This window comes from Bosea sp. 685 (genome assembly GCF_031884435.1).
Classification (GTDB): domain Bacteria; phylum Pseudomonadota; class Alphaproteobacteria; order Rhizobiales; family Beijerinckiaceae; genus Allobosea.
The window spans coordinates 896,097-911,906 of the sequence record NZ_CP134779.1 but is presented as its reverse complement, the minus strand read 5'-3'; the positions used below and the strand labels follow the sequence as shown (position 1 = coordinate 911,906).

14 protein-coding genes are annotated in these 15,810 nt (G+C 67.6%); 12 read left to right on the top strand and 2 right to left on the bottom strand.

What is annotated here, in order from left to right:
• Nucleotides 1–15 precede the first annotated feature (15 nt).
• The gene (locus tag RMR04_RS05300) at nucleotides 16–942 is read left to right on the top strand and encodes a tyrosine recombinase XerC (RefSeq protein WP_311913385.1); all 927 of its coding nucleotides are present in this window, start codon (nucleotides 16–18) and stop codon (nucleotides 940–942) included.
• 224 nt (nucleotides 943–1,166) lie between these two features.
• Entirely contained in the window at nucleotides 1,167–1,727 is a 561-nt protein-coding gene (locus RMR04_RS05295) for a DUF4337 domain-containing protein (RefSeq protein WP_311913384.1), read from the top strand.
• A 28-nt stretch (nucleotides 1,728–1,755) separates the two neighbouring features.
• Here RMR04_RS05295 and leuD read toward each other — a convergent pair whose 3' ends face one another.
• Both leuD and leuC read right to left on the bottom strand, forming a co-directional pair.
• The gene (leuD, locus tag RMR04_RS05290) at nucleotides 1,756–2,376 is read right to left on the bottom strand and encodes a 3-isopropylmalate dehydratase small subunit (RefSeq protein WP_311913383.1); all 621 of its coding nucleotides are present in this window, start codon (nucleotides 2,374–2,376) and stop codon (nucleotides 1,756–1,758) included.
• Complete coding sequence (gene leuC / locus RMR04_RS05285; RefSeq protein WP_311913381.1) at nucleotides 2,373–3,830, bottom strand: 3-isopropylmalate dehydratase large subunit; 1,458 nt, start codon at nucleotides 3,828–3,830, stop codon at nucleotides 2,373–2,375. The genes leuD and leuC overlap by 4 nt, the downstream gene beginning before the upstream one ends.
• A 126-nt stretch (nucleotides 3,831–3,956) precedes the next feature.
• Here leuC and RMR04_RS05280 point away from each other — a divergent pair, with 126 nt between their 5' ends.
• From RMR04_RS05280 to RMR04_RS05235, 10 genes are all read left to right on the top strand, one after another.
• A complete protein-coding gene (locus RMR04_RS05280) occupies nucleotides 3,957–4,730 on the top strand; it encodes a GntR family transcriptional regulator (RefSeq protein WP_311913380.1) in 774 nt (257 codons plus the stop codon).
• A 68-nt stretch (nucleotides 4,731–4,798) separates the two neighbouring features.
• On the top strand, nucleotides 4,799–6,019 hold the full coding sequence (locus RMR04_RS05275; protein WP_311913378.1) for an ABC transporter substrate-binding protein: 1,221 nt from the start codon (nucleotides 4,799–4,801) through the stop codon (nucleotides 6,017–6,019).
• 179 nt (nucleotides 6,020–6,198) lie between these two features.
• A complete protein-coding gene (locus tag RMR04_RS05270; protein WP_311913376.1) occupies nucleotides 6,199–7,071 on the top strand; it encodes a branched-chain amino acid ABC transporter permease in 873 nt (290 codons plus the stop codon).
• Nucleotides 7,068–8,093, top strand: coding sequence for a branched-chain amino acid ABC transporter permease (locus RMR04_RS05265; RefSeq protein ID WP_311913374.1), 1,026 nt, complete (start codon nucleotides 7,068–7,070; stop codon nucleotides 8,091–8,093). The genes RMR04_RS05270 and RMR04_RS05265 overlap by 4 nt, the downstream gene beginning before the upstream one ends.
• Nucleotides 8,093–8,848, top strand: coding sequence for an ABC transporter ATP-binding protein (locus RMR04_RS05260; protein WP_311913371.1), 756 nt, complete (start codon nucleotides 8,093–8,095; stop codon nucleotides 8,846–8,848). Before RMR04_RS05265 ends, RMR04_RS05260 begins: the two co-directional genes overlap by 1 nt.
• Nucleotides 8,841–9,542: an ABC transporter ATP-binding protein gene (locus tag RMR04_RS05255; RefSeq protein WP_311913370.1), complete on the top strand. Its 702-nt coding sequence runs from the start codon at nucleotides 8,841–8,843 to the stop codon at nucleotides 9,540–9,542. The genes RMR04_RS05260 and RMR04_RS05255 overlap by 8 nt, the downstream gene beginning before the upstream one ends.
• Nucleotides 9,543–9,549: 7 nt before the next feature.
• A complete protein-coding gene (locus tag RMR04_RS05250) occupies nucleotides 9,550–10,992 on the top strand; it encodes an MmgE/PrpD family protein (protein WP_311913368.1) in 1,443 nt (480 codons plus the stop codon).
• On the top strand, nucleotides 10,989–11,891 hold the full coding sequence (locus tag RMR04_RS05245) for an isocitrate lyase/PEP mutase family protein (RefSeq protein WP_311913366.1): 903 nt from the start codon (nucleotides 10,989–10,991) through the stop codon (nucleotides 11,889–11,891). Before RMR04_RS05250 ends, RMR04_RS05245 begins: the two co-directional genes overlap by 4 nt.
• Nucleotides 11,888–13,582, top strand: coding sequence for a hydantoinase B/oxoprolinase family protein (locus RMR04_RS05240; protein ID WP_311913365.1), 1,695 nt, complete (start codon nucleotides 11,888–11,890; stop codon nucleotides 13,580–13,582). The genes RMR04_RS05245 and RMR04_RS05240 overlap by 4 nt, the downstream gene beginning before the upstream one ends.
• The gene (locus RMR04_RS05235) at nucleotides 13,579–15,807 is read left to right on the top strand and encodes a hydantoinase/oxoprolinase family protein (protein ID WP_311913364.1); all 2,229 of its coding nucleotides are present in this window, start codon (nucleotides 13,579–13,581) and stop codon (nucleotides 15,805–15,807) included. The genes RMR04_RS05240 and RMR04_RS05235 overlap by 4 nt, the downstream gene beginning before the upstream one ends.
• Nucleotides 15,808–15,810 lie beyond the last annotated feature (3 nt).

The following is a 15,810-nucleotide window of genomic DNA, read 5'->3' as shown; positions in this document are numbered from 1 at the left end:
CGGGAGCCTCGAGCCTTGACCGACTTCGACACTCTGCGCCGCGACTGGCTCGCCCATCTGGCGAATGAGCGCCGGCTCTCGCCCAAGACGCTCGAAGCCTATGGCCGCGATCTCGGCCAGTTCTCCGCCTTTCTGGAGGGCCATCTCGGCGGCCCGGCCTCGCTGGCCGACATCGCGGCGCTGAAGCCCTTCGACCTGCGCGCCTTCCTCGGCCAGCGCCGGCGCGAGAATGTCGGCAACCGTACATTGATGCGCCAGCTCGCGAGCTTGCGCTCCTTCGCCCGTTTCGGCGAGCGCACCGGCAAGCTCAAGGCTGCAGCCTTTGCCGCGACACGCGGACCGCGCATCGGCAAATCGCTGCCGCGCCCGCTCGACGCCCGTGCCGCCAAGGCCGTGACGCAGGTCGAGATTCGCGCCGGCGAAGAGCGCGAGGCCTGGGTGCTGGCGCGCGACGCCGCCGTGCTGGCGCTGCTCTATGGCTGCGGCCTGCGCATCTCGGAGGCGCTGTCGCTGACCCGCGCCCAGGCGCCGACGAGTGCCGGTGATGCCCTGACGGTCATCGGCAAGGGTCAGAAGACCCGCATGGTCCCTGTGCTGCCAGCCGTTGTGACGGCGATCGCCGAATACATCGCGCTTTGTCCCTGGCGCTTGCCGCCGGATGGTCCGCTCTTCCTCGGCGTCAAAGGCGGCCCGCTCTCGCCGCGCATCATCCAGCTCGCGGTCGAGGGCTTGCGCGGCGCACTCGGCCTGCCCTCCTCCGCAACGCCGCATTCCCTGCGACACTCCTTCGCGACCCATCTGCTGGGTCGCGGCGGCGATCTGCGCGCCATCCAGGAGCTGCTCGGCCACGCCTCGCTCTCGACGACGCAGATCTACACCCGCATCGACTCGACACGACTGATGGCGGCCTATGACGCCGCCCATCCTCGCGCCGGGCGCTAGAGCAGGATGCGAAAAAGTAGGAACCGGTTTTTCGCAATCGATCCTGCTCTCACTCTTTGGTGAGAGACGGATTCAGATTTCAGACGGGATCACGAACTGACCCCGTCTGAAATCATCTGGCTCTGACGCGGAAGCGGCGCGAAACCCGTTCAGCCGACATTCACCTGTCGCCTTGGAGGAAGGACATGGCGTTCAACCGCGAATCGCGGGACGGGGGATGATGCATGTCTGAGCATTTCGAGGCGCCGGAAGGCGGCAACAAGAAGATCGCGCTGCTGATCGCGGTTCTCGCGCTCATGCTGGCGCTGGCCGAGATCGGCGGCAAGCAGGCAGAGAACGAGGCTGTCGCCAAGAACATCGAAGCCTCGAATCTGTGGGCCTTCTTCCAGGCCAAGACCATTCGCAGCACCACCTTGAGCACAGCTGCCGACGCGATGGAGATCGACCTTACCGCCGCGACCGATCCGGCCATGCGCGAGCGCATGCAAAAGCGCATCGACGACTGGAAGAAGACGGTCGCGCGTTATGACAGCGAGCCCTCGACCAATGAAGGCCGCAAGGAGCTGATGGCGCGCGCCAAGGCTGGCGAGCACGAGCGCGACAATCTGAAGGCGCGCAACGAGAATTTCGAAATCGCCTCGGGCCTGCTGCAGATCGGCATCGTCGTCGCCTCAGCCTCGATCATCACCGGCGTCGTCATGCTCGCCTTCGTCGGCGGCGGCCTCGGCGCCCTGGCCCTTGGCTTCATGGGCCTGGCGATGTTCGCCCCGCATCTGCTGTTCTGAGGCCCCCTCGCCGCAAAGCGCGCTAGGTTCAGGCTTTCGCTGACGGTCGCGCCCATGGCCGCCTGGCGCCGTCGGCGTCGCGAAAACGCGCGATTTCGTCAGCAAAAGACCGCGTCACGTCGATATCGTCCCAGCCATTGAGCAGTTGCTCGCGCCAGACCGGATCGATCGCGAAAATGACCGCGCGATTGCCCCAGGCAACCGTCTGCTCCGCCAGATCGACGCTGACCGGCAGATCCGGCGTCGCGGTCAGGGCTGCCAGCAGGTCCTCGATGTCGGCCTCGTCGAGCACCGCCGGCAAAAGCCCGTTCTTGACCGCGTTGGACGCAAAGATGTCGCCGAAGGTCGGCGCCAGCACGACGCGGACGCCATGGTCGGCCAGCGCATAGACCGCTGCCTCCCGCGACGAGCCCGAGCCGAAATTGCGCCGCGCCACCATGATCTCGGCTCCGCGCCAGACCGGGCGGTTCAGCGGAAAGTCGGGCTTCTCGATCCCGGCATCGTCGCGGCGCAGATCATGCAGCAGGAAGCCGCCATAGCCCTCCGAGCGCGGCCGTTTCATGAAACGGGCCGGGATCAATTGGTCGGTATCGACGCCGGCGAGGCCAAGCGGGCAAGCCGGGCCGCTGACCCCCGTCAAGGGCTTCACGACCGGCCCTCCAGCATCGGCCGGACATCGGTAAGATGCCCGGTCACGGCCGCAGCGGCGACCATGGCCGGCGACATCAGATGGGTGCGGGCGCCCGGCCCTTGCCGGCCGCGGAAATTGCGGTTCGTCGTCGAGGCGCAGCGCTCGCCGGAGGGCACGCTGTCGCCGTTCATGCCGACGCACATCGAGCAGCCGGATTCGACCCATTCGAGCCCGGCCGCGATGAAGATGCGGTCGAGCCCCTCCTCCTCGGCCTGCCGCTTCACCTGGCTCGAACCCGGCGAGACCAGCCCCGGCACGCGCGCCTTGCGGCCCGCAAGCACGCTTGCCGCCGCGCGCAGATCCTCGATGCGGGCATTGGTGCAGGAGCCGATGAAGACGCGGTCAACCACGATCTCGCTCAGCTTCTGCCCCGGTCGCAACCCCATATAGGCGAGCGCATCGCGCATGGCGGCAGCGCGGCCGTCATCGTTGAGCGCGGCAGGATCGGGCACGCTGGCGCCGATCGGCAGCGCATCCTCCGGGCTGGTCCCCCAGGTGACGATGGGGGCGATCGCGGCAGCTTCGAGCGCGATCTCGCGGTCGAAGCAGGCGTCCGTATCGCTTGGCAAATTCCGCCACGCGGCGATGGCTGCCTCCAGCGCCGCTCCCTTGGGCGCGTAGGGCTTGCCAGCGATCCAGCGGAAGGTCGTCTCGTCGGGCGCGATCAGCCCGCAGCGTGCGCCTGCCTCGATCGACATGTTGCACATGGTCATGCGGCCCGCCATCGACAGCGCCCGCACCGCCTCGCCCGCATATTCGACAGCATAGCCGCGCGCCCCGTCCGCGCCGATCTTCGCGATGATGCTGAGGATGAAATCCTTCGCCCCAACGCCGGGAGCGGGCGTGCCGTCTATGGTGATGCGCATGCGCCTGGGCTTCTTCTGCCAGAGCGTCTGCGTCATCAATACATGCGCGACTTCCGAGGCGCCGATGCCGAAGGCATAAGCCCCGAAGGCGCCATGGGTCGAGGTATGGCTGTCGCCGCAGACCATGGTTAGCCCCGGCAGCGTCAGCCCCTGCTCGGGCCCGACGACATGGACGATGCCCTGGCGCGGATCGTTCACCCCGAAGAGTTCAACACCATGGCGCGCCGTGTTCGCCTCCAGATCGTCGATCATTCGGGCGATCTCGGGATTGGCGATGTGGTCGCGGCCGCGCGTCGGCACATAATGGTCGGCGATACCGAAGGTCAGGCCGGGTTCGACGACGACCCCGTCGCGCCCTGCGACTTGCGCAAAGGCGTGAAACGAACCCTCATGCACGAAATGCCGGTCGATCCAGATCAGCGCATCGCCTGACGGTCGCTCGACGACGACATGTGCGTCCCAGAGCTTGTCGAACAGCGTGCGTGGTCCGGCCCCGGACTTGCTTGCGCTCCCAGGCGTTCCCGCGATCATGGTTGCGGCTGTCATCGGGCCTACCCTTTCCACGCCGAGCATAGCGACCACACGACGCTTGACGCAAGCAAGTTGTCCTATACGCTAGACAGATAACTGTTCTGATAGACAGTCAGATCATTTGCCATTGAAAGGCCCTGCGTGGACGCTTCGCTCGAACCCCTCAAGGCGCGACGCATCTATCTGCTGCTGCGCGAGCGCATCGCCAGTGGCGAGATTTCACCCGGCACGCGCCTGTCGAGTGAACCGGCCCTGGCGCTGCAGCACGGCGTCTCGCGCGTCACCATCCGTCGCGCGCTCGACAGCCTCGCGACGGACGGCCTGATCGACCGTCGCGTCGGCGCCGGCACCTTCGTGCGCGAGCCCGAAGCGCCTCGGCCGATCGTCGCGGATTTCTCGAATATGCTGACCCATCTGGTCGAGATGGGCCGCCGCACCGGCGTGCGTCTGCTCGCCTTCTCCTATGTCCAGCCGCCCGAGGCGGTGGCCCAGGCGCTCGCACTTGGCCCGGGCGAACGCACCCAGCGCTCGGTCCGCGTGCGCCTGATCGACGGCCAGCCCTTCTCCTATCTGACGACGCATGTGCCCGAGCGCATCGGCCTGACCTATTCGGAAGCCGATCTCGCGACCGTGCCGTTGCTGACGCTGCTCGAACGCTCGGGCGCGTTGGTCGAGCGCGCGAGCCAGGCGATCAGCGCGACCCTGGCCGGCCCTGATGTCGCCGAGGCGCTCGGCCTCGAGATCGGCTCGCCGCTCCTGTCCCTGACGCGCGTCGTCCTCGGGCCTGACGGCAGCGGCGTCGAGCATCTGCACGCGCTCTATCGGCCCGACCGCTACTCCTTCCAGATGGAACTCCACCGCGACGGCGAGGCCGGCGAGAGGCGCTGGTCGCCCGTGCCGGCCCAGGCCGGCTGATCGCTCGAGACAAGCCCGGCGCGAGACCGGGCCCGACGCACCGCAAACAGAACAGAGGAGAATGTGAGATGACCAGGACCACCGAGCTTTCCCGCCGCACGCTTTTGACGACGGCGGCGATCGGCGGAGCGGCGACCATCGCCATGCCCGGCCTGCTGCGCGCACAAGCCCCCGCCATCAAGGTCGGCATCCTGCAGCCCGTCACCGGCGCGCTCGCCTATGACGGCCAGCAGGGCCAGATCGGCGCGGAGGCCGCGATCAAGGCGATCAACGAGGCCGGCGGCATCAAGTCGATGGGCGGCGCGAAACTCCAGATGGTCTTCGGCGATGCCCGCTCGACGCCCGAAGGCGGTACGGCGGAGGTCGAACGCATGCAGGCCGAGGGCGTGGTCGCAATCGTCGGCGGTTTCGCCTCGCCGATCTGCCTTGCCGCTTCCCAGGCCGCCGCGCGCTACGACCTGCCCTATATCGTCGATGTCGGCGTCGCCGATTCGATCGTCACGCGGGGCCTGAAGAACACCTTCCGCTTCGGCCCCGGCTTCGGCACGGTGACCAAGACCGCGCTCGACAACCTTTCCAAGCTCAACGACGCCGCCGGCAAGCCGGCGAAGACCGTCGTACTGGTGCATGAGGACGGGCTCTTCGGCTCGGGCATGGCCAAGCTGATGCAGGCCGAACTGCCCAAGCGCGGCTTCGAGGTGCTGGACACGATCGCCCATCCGACGCCGTCGCGCGACATGTCGAACGTCGCGCTCCAGATCCGCGCCAAGAACCCCGACCTCGTCATTCCCTCGAGCTATTACGGCGAATTCGCCCTGCTCGCCCGCACCATGCAGCAGCAGCGCATCAAGCCGAAGGGCATCTACGCCGTGCTCAACGGCGCGGCCTCGAATTTCCGCTTCGTCAAGGAATTCCAGGACGCCGCCCAGTTCGTGATGGACTGCAACCATTGGCACGATCCGCGCAAGCCTGTCGCCGAGGCGCTGCGCAAGCAGGTCGAGGCTTCGGGCAAGTTCTGGACCTACAACATCCCGCTCAATTACTCCTGCGTCCAGCTTCTCGCCGACGCGCTGGAGACCGCAGGCTCCGGCGATAAGGCCAAGCTGACCGAGGCGCTCACGGCCTCGACCTTCGCCGGCCACATCATGCCCTATGGCCCGACCAAGTTCGTCAACGGCCAGAACGAGGGCGGCGCGCCGGTGAACACCCAGGTCCAGGGTGCCGACATCAAGGTGATCTTCCCGACCGATTTCGCCGACGCCAAGCCGATCTTCCCCGTGCCGGCGTGAAGCGCGCGGCTATCCTCCCCCTCTCCGGGGGAGGATAGCCCACCCTACCCGTCATGGTCGGGCTTGCCCCGACCATCCACGTCTTCCTTCGTCGAAGGCGGCGTCCAAGACGTGGATGCTCGGCACAAGGCCGAGCATGACGCGAGAGGCTCCGGCCGAAGTCACCCAACGAAAACCGAATGTTCGCACCAGACATCATCCTCGCAGCCGTGCTGAACGGCCTGATGACCGGCTCGGTCTATGCGCTGATCGCACTGGGCCTGACGCTGGTCTATGGCGTGCTGCACATCATCAATTTCGCCCATGGCGCAACGCTGACGGCGGCGATGTTCGCCGTCTATGTCGCGCACACCGTCTTCAAGCTCGATCCCTACATCGCGCTCTTCATCGTCACGCCGCTGTTCTTCGGGCTGGGCTACGGCGTGCAGCGCTTCATCATCGGCCCGGCAAGCCATGGCGAAGACCGCAACATCCTGCTGGTGACGCTGGGTCTCTCGATCCTGATCGAGAACGCCATGCTCGCGATCTTCCGCTCCGATACGCGCTCGATCGACGTGGCTTACGCCTTCTCCTCGATCGATCTCGGCTTCACCTTCCTGGCGCTGCCACGCGTGCTCGCCTTCGGCGTGGCGTTGCTGGTCGCGCTGCTGCTCGGCCTGCTGCTCACCCGCACCGACACCGGCAAGGCGATCCGCGCGGTTGCCCGCGAGAAGACCGGGGCGGCGCTGGCCGGCATCGACGTCGCCCATATCTACGCCGTCACCTTCGGCCTGGGCGCGGCTTGCGTGGCGATCGCCGCCTGCCTCTTGATGCCGACCTTTTATGTCACGCCCCGCGCCGGCAACGCCTTCGTGCTGGTCGCCTTCACCATCGTCGTGCTCGGCGGCATGGGCTCGATCCCCGGAGCGCTCCTGGGCGCCCTCTTCATCGGCGTGGTCGAGAGCCTGTGCGGTTTGTTCTTCGGCGAGAGCCTGGGCCAGATCGGCATCTTCCTGATCTTCATCCTGGTGCTGCTGGTGCGGCCCACCGGCCTGTTCGGAGCGCGCGCATGAGCACCTCGCGCGCCTTCGCTCCCGCGCTCGTCCTCATCCTGCTGGCGGCGCTGATCCCGGTCTTCGTCACCGCCAACACGGTGCTGAACTTCATCGTCTTCACCCTGATCATCGCGCTGGCGGCCCAGGGCTGGAATCTGCTCGGCGGGCTCTGCGGCCAGTTCTCCTTCGGCCACGCCGCCTTCTTCGGCAGCGGCGCCTATGCGGCCGCACTGCTGCAGGCGCGCTATGGCGTCAATGCCTGGGCAGCCTTCGCTGCGGCCATCGGATTCGCGGCGCTGGTCGGCTGGATCATCGGCTATCTCAGCTTCCGGTCGGGGCTGCGCGGCTCCTATTTCGCCCTGGTGACGCTCGCCTTCGCCGAGGTCTTCCGCATCCTTGCCAATGCCTCGGCCTTTACCGGCGGGGCGGCCGGCACGCTGATCAAGCTCGATATCCGGCCCGAGAACTTCCAGTTCGCCAGCCGCGCCGCCTTCGTCTGGATCGCGCTCGCGCTCGTCGGCTTCACCTTGCTGCTGACGACGGCGATCGCCCGCTCGCGCCTGGGCGCCTGGTTTGCCGCCGTGCGCGAAAACGAGGACGCGGCGCGCGCACTCGGCGTCGACACGCTTGCCGTGAAGCTCAAGGCGATCACGCTCTCGGCCGGCATCACCGGCGCGGCCGGCGCGCTTTATGTGCAATATTACCTCTATCTCGACGCCAACATCGCCTATGGCTCCTGGATCTCGATCGAGGCGCTGATCGCCCCGATCATCGGCGGCATCGGCACGCCATTGGGGCCTATCGTCGGCGCGGTAACACTGCATGGCCTGGGCGAGCTGACAAAACGCTTCGCCGGTGGCATCCCCGGCATCGATCTCGTGATCTACGGCGCGCTGCTCGTTGCCGCGATCGCCTTCGCACCCGACGGCATGATGGGGCTGTTGAAGCGGGTGGGCCGCGGCCAGGTCACGCCCGAGACGTCCACGCCCAAAACGACTGCTCCCAAAACGACCGCCGCCAAGACGGAAGGAGCCGCCTGATGCTCGCCGTCGAGACTATCACCAAGCGCTTCGGCGGGCTCGTCGCGGTCAATGCCGCAAGCCTGAAGGTCACTGCCGGCTCGATCACCGGGCTGATCGGCCCCAACGGCGCCGGCAAGACCACCCTGTTTGCCGTCATCGCCGGGTTCGAGCGGGCCAGCGAAGGCCGCATCCTCTTCGCCGGTCAGGACATCACCGCCGAGCCCGCCCATCTGCGGGCCCAGGCCGGCATCGCCCGCACCTTCCAGATCGTCCAGCCCTTCGCCGGCCTCAGCGTCGTCGAGAACATCGCTGTCGGCGCCTATCTGCGCCATCCGGCGCGCGCCGAGGCGCAAGGCCGGGCGCGCGAGGTCGCAAGCCTCGTTGGTCTCAGCGCGATGCTGGACCAGCCGGCCTCCTCACTCACGGTTTCCGGCCGCAAGCGGCTCGAACTGGCCCGCGCCCTGGCGACGGAGCCCAAGCTTCTGCTGCTCGACGAGGTGCTGGCCGGGCTCAACCCGTCGGAAATCCGCGACATGATCCCGGTCATCCGCCAGATCCGCGACCAGGGCGTCACCATCCTGATGGTCGAGCACGTCATGCAGGCCGTGATGAGCCTGTGCGAAGACATCCATGTGCTGGCCCAGGGCCGCATCATCGCGCAAGGAACGCCCAAAGAGATCGCTGGCGATCCGGCCGTGATCGAGGCCTATCTCGGCCAGGGCGCGGCGAAGCGGCTGCAGGGGTCGGCGGGCATGGGAGCCAACCATGCTTGAGGTCGAGAACCTGGTCGCCGGCTATGGCGGCGCGGACGTGCTGCGCGGCATCGGCCTGGAGGTAAAGCCCGGCGAGATCGTCGCGGTGCTCGGCGCCAACGGCGTCGGCAAGACGACGCTGAACCGCGCCTTGTCCGGCCTGATCAAGCCGCGCTCCGGCACGATCCGCTTCCTGGGTCAGGAGATCGCCGGCCTCAAGGCCTCGGCCATCGTCGCCGCCGGGCTGATCCATGTGCCGGAAGGCCGGCGGATCTTCCCCAATATGAGCGTGCGCGACAATCTCGTGCTCGGCAGCTACCGGCGCGGCAAGCCGGCGCGCGAGGCCAATCTGGAGCGCATGTTCCAGCTCTTCCCGCGTCTGCGCGAACGCATGGGCCAGGCCGCCGGCACGCTATCGGGCGGCGAGCAGCAGATGCTCGCCATCGGGCGCGGGCTGATGGGCGAGCCGAAGCTCCTGATCCTCGACGAACCGTCGCTCGGCCTCTCGCCGCTCCTGGTCGAGGAGATGTTTGCACTGATCGCCCGCATCGCCGGCGAAGGTCTCGCCGTGCTGCTCGTCGAGCAGAATGTCGTGCAGTCGCTCGGACTCGCCGCCCGCGCCTATGTGCTCGAAAACGGCCGCATCGTCGTCGAAGGTCCCTCAAGCCGGATCGCCGCCGACCCGGCCCTGAAACACGCCTATCTCGGATTGTGAGGCCGTCATGAACGCAAACGCCGCCGTCAGCGCCCAGCCCCGCGCCGAACCCGTGATGCAGCGCCCCGCCACGCCGGGCTGGCTTAGCGAGCTCGCCACCTTCTGCGCCAATCTGCGCTTCGAGCAGCTGCCACCCGAGGTCGTTTCGCGCACCGTTCAGGTCATTGCCGACTCGGTCGCCGCCATCGCCGCCGGTGCGCAGGAGCCGGAGACGATCGCGCTCTCCGGCCGCCTCGCGCCCGCCGACGACGTCTCGGGCGCGGCCATCATCGGCAGCGGCCGCAAGGCGACGCCGAGCCTCGCCGCTTTTCTCAACGGCACGGCCGGCACGATGCTGGAGCTCGACGAGGGCAACCAGTTCGCCCGCGGCCATCCCGGCATCCATGTCGTGCCCGCCGTGCTCGCAGCGGCCATGCAAGCCAAGGCGAGCGGCAAGGATGTGATCACCGCCATCGCGCTCGGCTACGAGATCGGCGCCCGAATCGGCATCGCCTCAAAACTGCGCATCACCATGCATCCGCACGGCACCTGGGGCACGGTCGGTGCTGCCGTCGCCATCGCCTGGCTGCACAAGCGCGACACCGCCGCGATGATCGAGACGATCAACGTCGCCTCCTCGCTCGGCCTCACCACCAGCCGCCGGACGATGCTGGAGGGCGGCACGGTCCGCAATACATTCGCGGGCTTCTCCAACCAGATCGGCCTGATGGTCGATGGTCTCGTCGCCTCGGGCTTCACCGGCGAGGCCGATGGGTTGGGCACCGTCTATGGTTCGGTCATCGCCGATCATTGGCAGCCTGACGTGATGGTCGAGGCGCTGGGGCAGCGCTGGGAGATCGCGCGCAACTATTTCAAGCGCCACGCCTGCTGCCGCTATAATCACGGCGCGCTCGATGCGCTCAGCCGGATCGTGGCCGGCGAGGGCGGCCGCATCGCCCCGGAGCAGATCGCCCGCATCGATGTCGGCACCTATATCTGGGCGGCGCAGCTCGCCGGCCAGGAGCCGCACAACATGCTGGCGGCGAAATTCTCGCTGCCCTTCTCGATCGCGACCACGATCGTCCACGGCGCAGCGACCGTCGAGGCCTTCCGCGAACCGGCGCGGCTCGAACCCGTCACCCGCGACCTCGCCCGCCGCGTCTTCGTCCGCGAGGACGAGGCCGCAACCGCCAGGCTGCCGGCGCTGCGCCCGGCCAAGGTCACGATCACCCTGACCGATGGCCGTGTGCTGGAAGCGGAAGCGCTGACCAACCGCGGCGACACTGAGGATCCCTATAGCGAAGCCGAGATCCGCGAGAAATTCTTCGATCTCGCCGGCCCGGTCTGGGGAGAGGCTCATGCCGCAGCGATCCTCGCCCAAATCGACGCCCTGCCGCAGGCCGCGACACTCGACGCGCTGAACGCCCTGCTCGCAGCCACGCCCGCTACCCCAAACGGACCCCAATCATGACCCTCTCCCTCAAGGCGCGCTTCGCTCAGGCGAAGATCGTGCTGGCGCCGGGCGTCTACGACGCACTGACCGCCTCGCTGGCTGAGGCAGCCGGCTTCGAGGCGCTTTATGTTTCGGGCGCCTCGATCGCCTATACCCGCCTCGGTCGACCCGATATCGGCCTGGTCTCGATGGCAGAGGTCACTGATACCATCACCATGATCCGCGACCGCATCGCGACGCCGCTGATCGTCGATGCCGATACCGGCTATGGCAATGCGCTCAACATGCAGCGCACCATGCGCCTGTTCGAGCGCGCCGGCGCCAATGCCCTGCAGATCGAGGACCAGAGCTTTCCCAAGCGCTGCGGCCACCTCGCCGACAAGAGCGTGATCCCGGCTGCCGAGATGGTCGGCAAGATCAAGGCCGCCGTCGATGCCCGCGCCTCGCAGGAGACGCTCGTCATCGCCCGCACCGACGCCATCGCGGTGGAGGGCTTCGAAGCCGCCCTCGAACGCGCCCATCTCTACGCCCAGGCTGGCGCGGACATGCTCTTCGTCGAGGCGCCAGGCTCCGCCAACGAGCTTGGCCGCGTCACCGCCGAGCTGAAGGGCCTGGCTCCGCTGATGGCCAATATGGTCGAGGGCGGGCGCACGCCGATCAAATCGGCAAAGGAGTTGGAGGCGCTTGGCTTCTCGCTCGTCATCTTCCCCGGCGGCATCGTGCGGGCGCTCGCCCGCGCTGCCCAGGATTTCTACGGCACGCTGAAGCGCGACGGCTCGACCGATGCCTTCCGCGACCAGATGTTCGATTTCGACCAGCTCAACGCCGTGATCGGCACGCCGCAGATGATCGCGGCCGGCCGGAGCTATGAAGCCGAGCAGATCATCGCGGCGGCCGAAAAGAGCAAGCAGGCATGACCATGACGCTTGATCCCGTCACGCTCGCCGTGCTGAAGGGCCGGCTGGAGCAGATCGCCAACGAGATGGACGCGACGCTCTACCGCTCCGCCTTCAACCCGATCATCGCCGAGGCGCACGATGCCTGCCACGGCCTCTACCACGCCACGACCGGCGCGACCCTGGTGCAGGGTACGTCCGGCCTGCCGATCTTCGTCGGCGCCATGGCCTTCGCGGTGAAGGCCGTGATCGACCGCGTCGAAGCCGGTGCCGTCAACGACCCCGGCGACACCTGGCTCTTCAACGACCCCTATGAGGGCGGCACGCATCTCAACGACATGCGCCTGGTGCGGCCGATCTTCCGCGACGGCAAACTGTTCTGCTGGCTGGCCTCGGTCGGCCACTGGCTCGATGTCGGCGGCAATGTGCCGGGCAATTTCAACGCCAAGGCGACGGAAAGCTTTCAGGAGGGCTTCCGCATCCCGCCGGTGAAGCTCGTGCGCAAGGGCGAGTTCCAGCACGACATCGTCGAGATCCTGAACGCCAATTCACGCCTGCCGCAATCGAACTGGGGCGATCTCAACGGCCAGTTGAACGCACTCGATCTCGGCGAGCAGCGGCTCGACGCGCTCTTGGCGGACTATGGCGTGGCCACCGTCGACGCCGCGCTCGATGCCTTCAGCGCCCGCGCCGAGGCGCTGATGCGCGCCGAGATCGCAAGCCTCCCGGACGGCCGCTATTCCTTCGACGATTTCCTCGATAATGACGGCATCACCGACACCCCGCTCAGGATCGCGCTCGACCTGACGATCGCGGGCGACCTGATGACGCTCGATTTCTCGCGCTCGGCCCCACCCTGCCAGGGCCCGCTCAACATCGCCTATTCCACGGCGGTCGCCTGCTGCTATGTCGCGCTGAAGCATATCTTCCCGCATGTCCCGGCCAATGCCGGCGTGCTGAAGCCGATCAGCTTCATCATCCCCGCCAGTACCCTGCTCGGCGTCAAGGCGCCCAAGCCCGTCGGCGGCTATACCGAGACGATCCTGCGCGTCATCGACACCGTCTTCGGCGTCTTCGCCCAGATCGCGCCCGAGCGCGCCAACGGCTCGCCCTATGCCACGATCAACGCGCTCTCGCTGGCAGGACATCGCGACGACGGCTCGCGCTTCGTGATGTTCTCCTTCTTCGGCGGGGGCTTGGGCGGCAATCCCGAAGGCGACGGCCTCAACCATGGCAACAATCCGATCTCGACCGCGACGATCCCGCCGGCCGAAATCCTCGAGGCCGCCTATCCCGTGATGTTCACGCAATGGGCGCTCAGGCCCGATTCCGGCGGAGCCGGCCGTCATCGCGGCGGCTGTGGCGCGATCTACGAGATCGAGGCGCTGGCGCAATCGGGCGCGGACGTCTTCCTGCTCGGCGAGCGCGGCAAGTTCCCGCCCTTCGGCGTCGCCGGCGGCGGGCCCGCCGCGATGAACCGCTTCGTCTATGACGGCCCGGACGGCCCGACATCGCCGCCGCTCATCACCAAGATCACCGACATCCATATAGCCAAAGGCCAGCGCGTCCGGCTCGAAAGCCCAGGTGGTGGCGGCTATGGCGAGCCAAGGGAGCGCGATGCAGCCGCAGTGCGGCGCGATGTGGCGAACGGATATGTGAGTGCCGAAGCCGCGCAAGCCCAGTATGGCGTGGATTTGGAGGCCACCCGATGATCTCCCCCTCGCCCAAAGCCGTCGTCGGCGTCGATGTCGGCGGCACCTTCACCGATCTGTTCTGGTTCGACGAGGCGGAAAAGCGCTTCCGCGTCGCGAAAGTTCCGTCGCAGCGTGGCGACGAGGCCAAGGGCTTCATCGCCGGCCTGACGACCTTCGGCCCCGTCTCCGGCCTCGCCTCGATCGTCCACGGCACCACCGTCGGCACCAATGCCCTGCTCGAGCGCAAGGGCGCCAAGGTCGGCGTCATCACCACGCCGGGCTTCCGCGATGCACTCGAAATGCGCCGGCGTGACCGCCGCCAGACCTGGGGACTGTGGGGCGATTTCACGCCCGCCGCCAGCCGCGAGAACCGGCTGGAGGTGCCCGAGCGGACGCTTGCCGACGGCACGATCCGCACGGCTGTCAATCTCGACGCGGTGCGCGAGGCTGCCCAGACACTCGCGAGCCAAGGCTGCGAGGCGCTGGCGATCATCTTCATCAACGCCTACGCCAATCCCGCCAATGAACGCGCCGCGCTGGAGGCCGCACGCTCGGTCTGGCCGAACGAGCACCTCGCCTGCTCCAGCGCGATCCTGCCCGAGATCCGCGAATTCGAACGCGCCTCGACGACCGCGCTCAACGCCACCTTGCAGCCTTTGGTCGGCTCCTATCTCGGCCGGCTGGAGGATGCGCTGGCGCAGGATGGTTTCACCGGTCGCTTTCACATCGTCCAGAGCAATGGCGGCGTGATGTCGACAGCCACCGCCCGCAAGCTCCCCGTCCGTACCGCGCTGTCGGGGCCGGCGGCGGGTGTCATCGCCGCCGCTGCGATCGCCCGCGCCGCCGGCTTTCCCGATGTTATTACCGGTGATCTCGGCGGCACCTCTTTCGACGTCTCGCTCATCGCGGGCGGGGAGGCGGCGCTCGCCGCCCAGAGCACGATCGATTTCGGCATGGTGATCCGCACGCCGATGATCGAGATCACCACCATCGGCGCCGGCGGCGGCTCGATCGCTCGCGTCGATGCCGGCGGCCTGCTCGAAGTGGGGCCGGAAAGTGCCGGCTCCCGGCCCGGCCCGGTCTGCTATGGCGGGGGCAATGACCGCCCGACCCTGACCGACGCCAATCTCGTGCTCGGCCGCATCGACGGCTCGAAGCCGCTCGGCACCTTGCAGAGCCTGGATGTCGAGGCCGCGCGCGAGGCGATCCGCCTCAAGATCGCCGAGCCGCTCGGCCTCGACGTGATGACGGCGGCGGAAGCGATCGTGAAGATCGCGAATGCCCGCATGGCCGGCGCGATCCGGCTGGTCTCGATCGAGCGCGGCCATGATCCGGCAAAATTCCTGGCCATGCCCTTCGGCGGCGGCGGTGCACTCCATGCCGGCGCGCTGATCAAGGAGGTCGGCCTGCGCGGCGCGCTGGTGCCACGCTTTCCGGGCGTCACCTCGGCGCTCGGCTGCGTCATCGCCGATATCCGCCATGACGGCGTGCAGACGGTGAATTTGATGCTCGACGGTCTCGATGCTGCCGCCCTCGACGCTCGCATGGTCGAGGCAGGCGCAGAAGCCCATGCGATCGTCAGCGATGCCGGTTTGAGCGTCGAGCGCATCGACGTGCTCTACGAACTCGACATGCATTATCTCGGGCAGACCCACACGGTCGCAGTGCCCCTGCCGGTGATGCTTCGCGACTCCCCTCCCCCTGGTGGGGAGGGGCCGGGGGTGGGTGGCGAAAAGCCCGGGCTCATCCTTGCCGCGAACAGCGCTCCGGCCGCGGCCAGCGATTCAAAACCGCCCACCCAGTCGCCCGCCCCCCACTCCAACCCCTCCCCACCAGGGGGAGGGGCTCCCGCGCCCTCTTTCACCACCGGCGTGACCAGCGCCATCATCCGCGAGGCCTTCGACAAGGCCTATGGCGCTGCCTTCAGCCGCCTCTTGCCCGGCATCCCCGTTCGCATCGTCACGCTGCGCACGGCCGCGATCGGCCGCCGCCCAGCCTTCGACCTGACGGCGCTGGCGCCGGCCACTGGTGCAACATTGGACGCAGCGCGGCGCGGCAGCCGCCAAGTCTATCTCGACGGCGAGTGGCGCGAGACGGCGATCTGGTCGCGGCTCGATCTGCCGGTCGGCGCCAAGATCGAGGGACCGGCGATGCTTGAGCAATCCGACGCCACGATCCTGCTCGATTCCGGCCTGACGGCAGAGGTCGATGCGCTGGGCAACCTCGTGATTCTCAGGAGCTGAGCC

Excerpts from the sequence above, each read along its gene's own strand:
- RMR04_RS05295 (WP_311913384.1), top strand. The coding sequence starts at position 1,167 with ATGTCTGAGCATTTCGAGGCGCCGGAAGGCGGCAACAAGAAGATCGCG.
- leuC (WP_311913381.1), bottom strand. The coding sequence starts at position 3,830 with ATGACAGCCGCAACCATGATCGCGGGAACGCCTGGGAGCGCAAGCAAG.
- RMR04_RS05275 (WP_311913378.1), top strand. The coding sequence starts at position 4,799 with ATGACCAGGACCACCGAGCTTTCCCGCCGCACGCTTTTGACGACGGCG.
- RMR04_RS05270 (WP_311913376.1), top strand. The coding sequence starts at position 6,199 with ATGTTCGCACCAGACATCATCCTCGCAGCCGTGCTGAACGGCCTGATG.
- RMR04_RS05265 (WP_311913374.1), top strand. The coding sequence starts at position 7,068 with ATGAGCACCTCGCGCGCCTTCGCTCCCGCGCTCGTCCTCATCCTGCTG.
- RMR04_RS05260 (WP_311913371.1), top strand. The coding sequence starts at position 8,093 with ATGCTCGCCGTCGAGACTATCACCAAGCGCTTCGGCGGGCTCGTCGCG.
- RMR04_RS05255 (WP_311913370.1), top strand. The coding sequence starts at position 8,841 with ATGCTTGAGGTCGAGAACCTGGTCGCCGGCTATGGCGGCGCGGACGTG.
- RMR04_RS05250 (WP_311913368.1), top strand. The coding sequence starts at position 9,550 with ATGAACGCAAACGCCGCCGTCAGCGCCCAGCCCCGCGCCGAACCCGTG.
- RMR04_RS05245 (WP_311913366.1), top strand. The coding sequence starts at position 10,989 with ATGACCCTCTCCCTCAAGGCGCGCTTCGCTCAGGCGAAGATCGTGCTG.
- RMR04_RS05240 (WP_311913365.1), top strand. The coding sequence starts at position 11,888 with ATGACCATGACGCTTGATCCCGTCACGCTCGCCGTGCTGAAGGGCCGG.
- RMR04_RS05235 (WP_311913364.1), top strand. The coding sequence starts at position 13,579 with ATGATCTCCCCCTCGCCCAAAGCCGTCGTCGGCGTCGATGTCGGCGGC.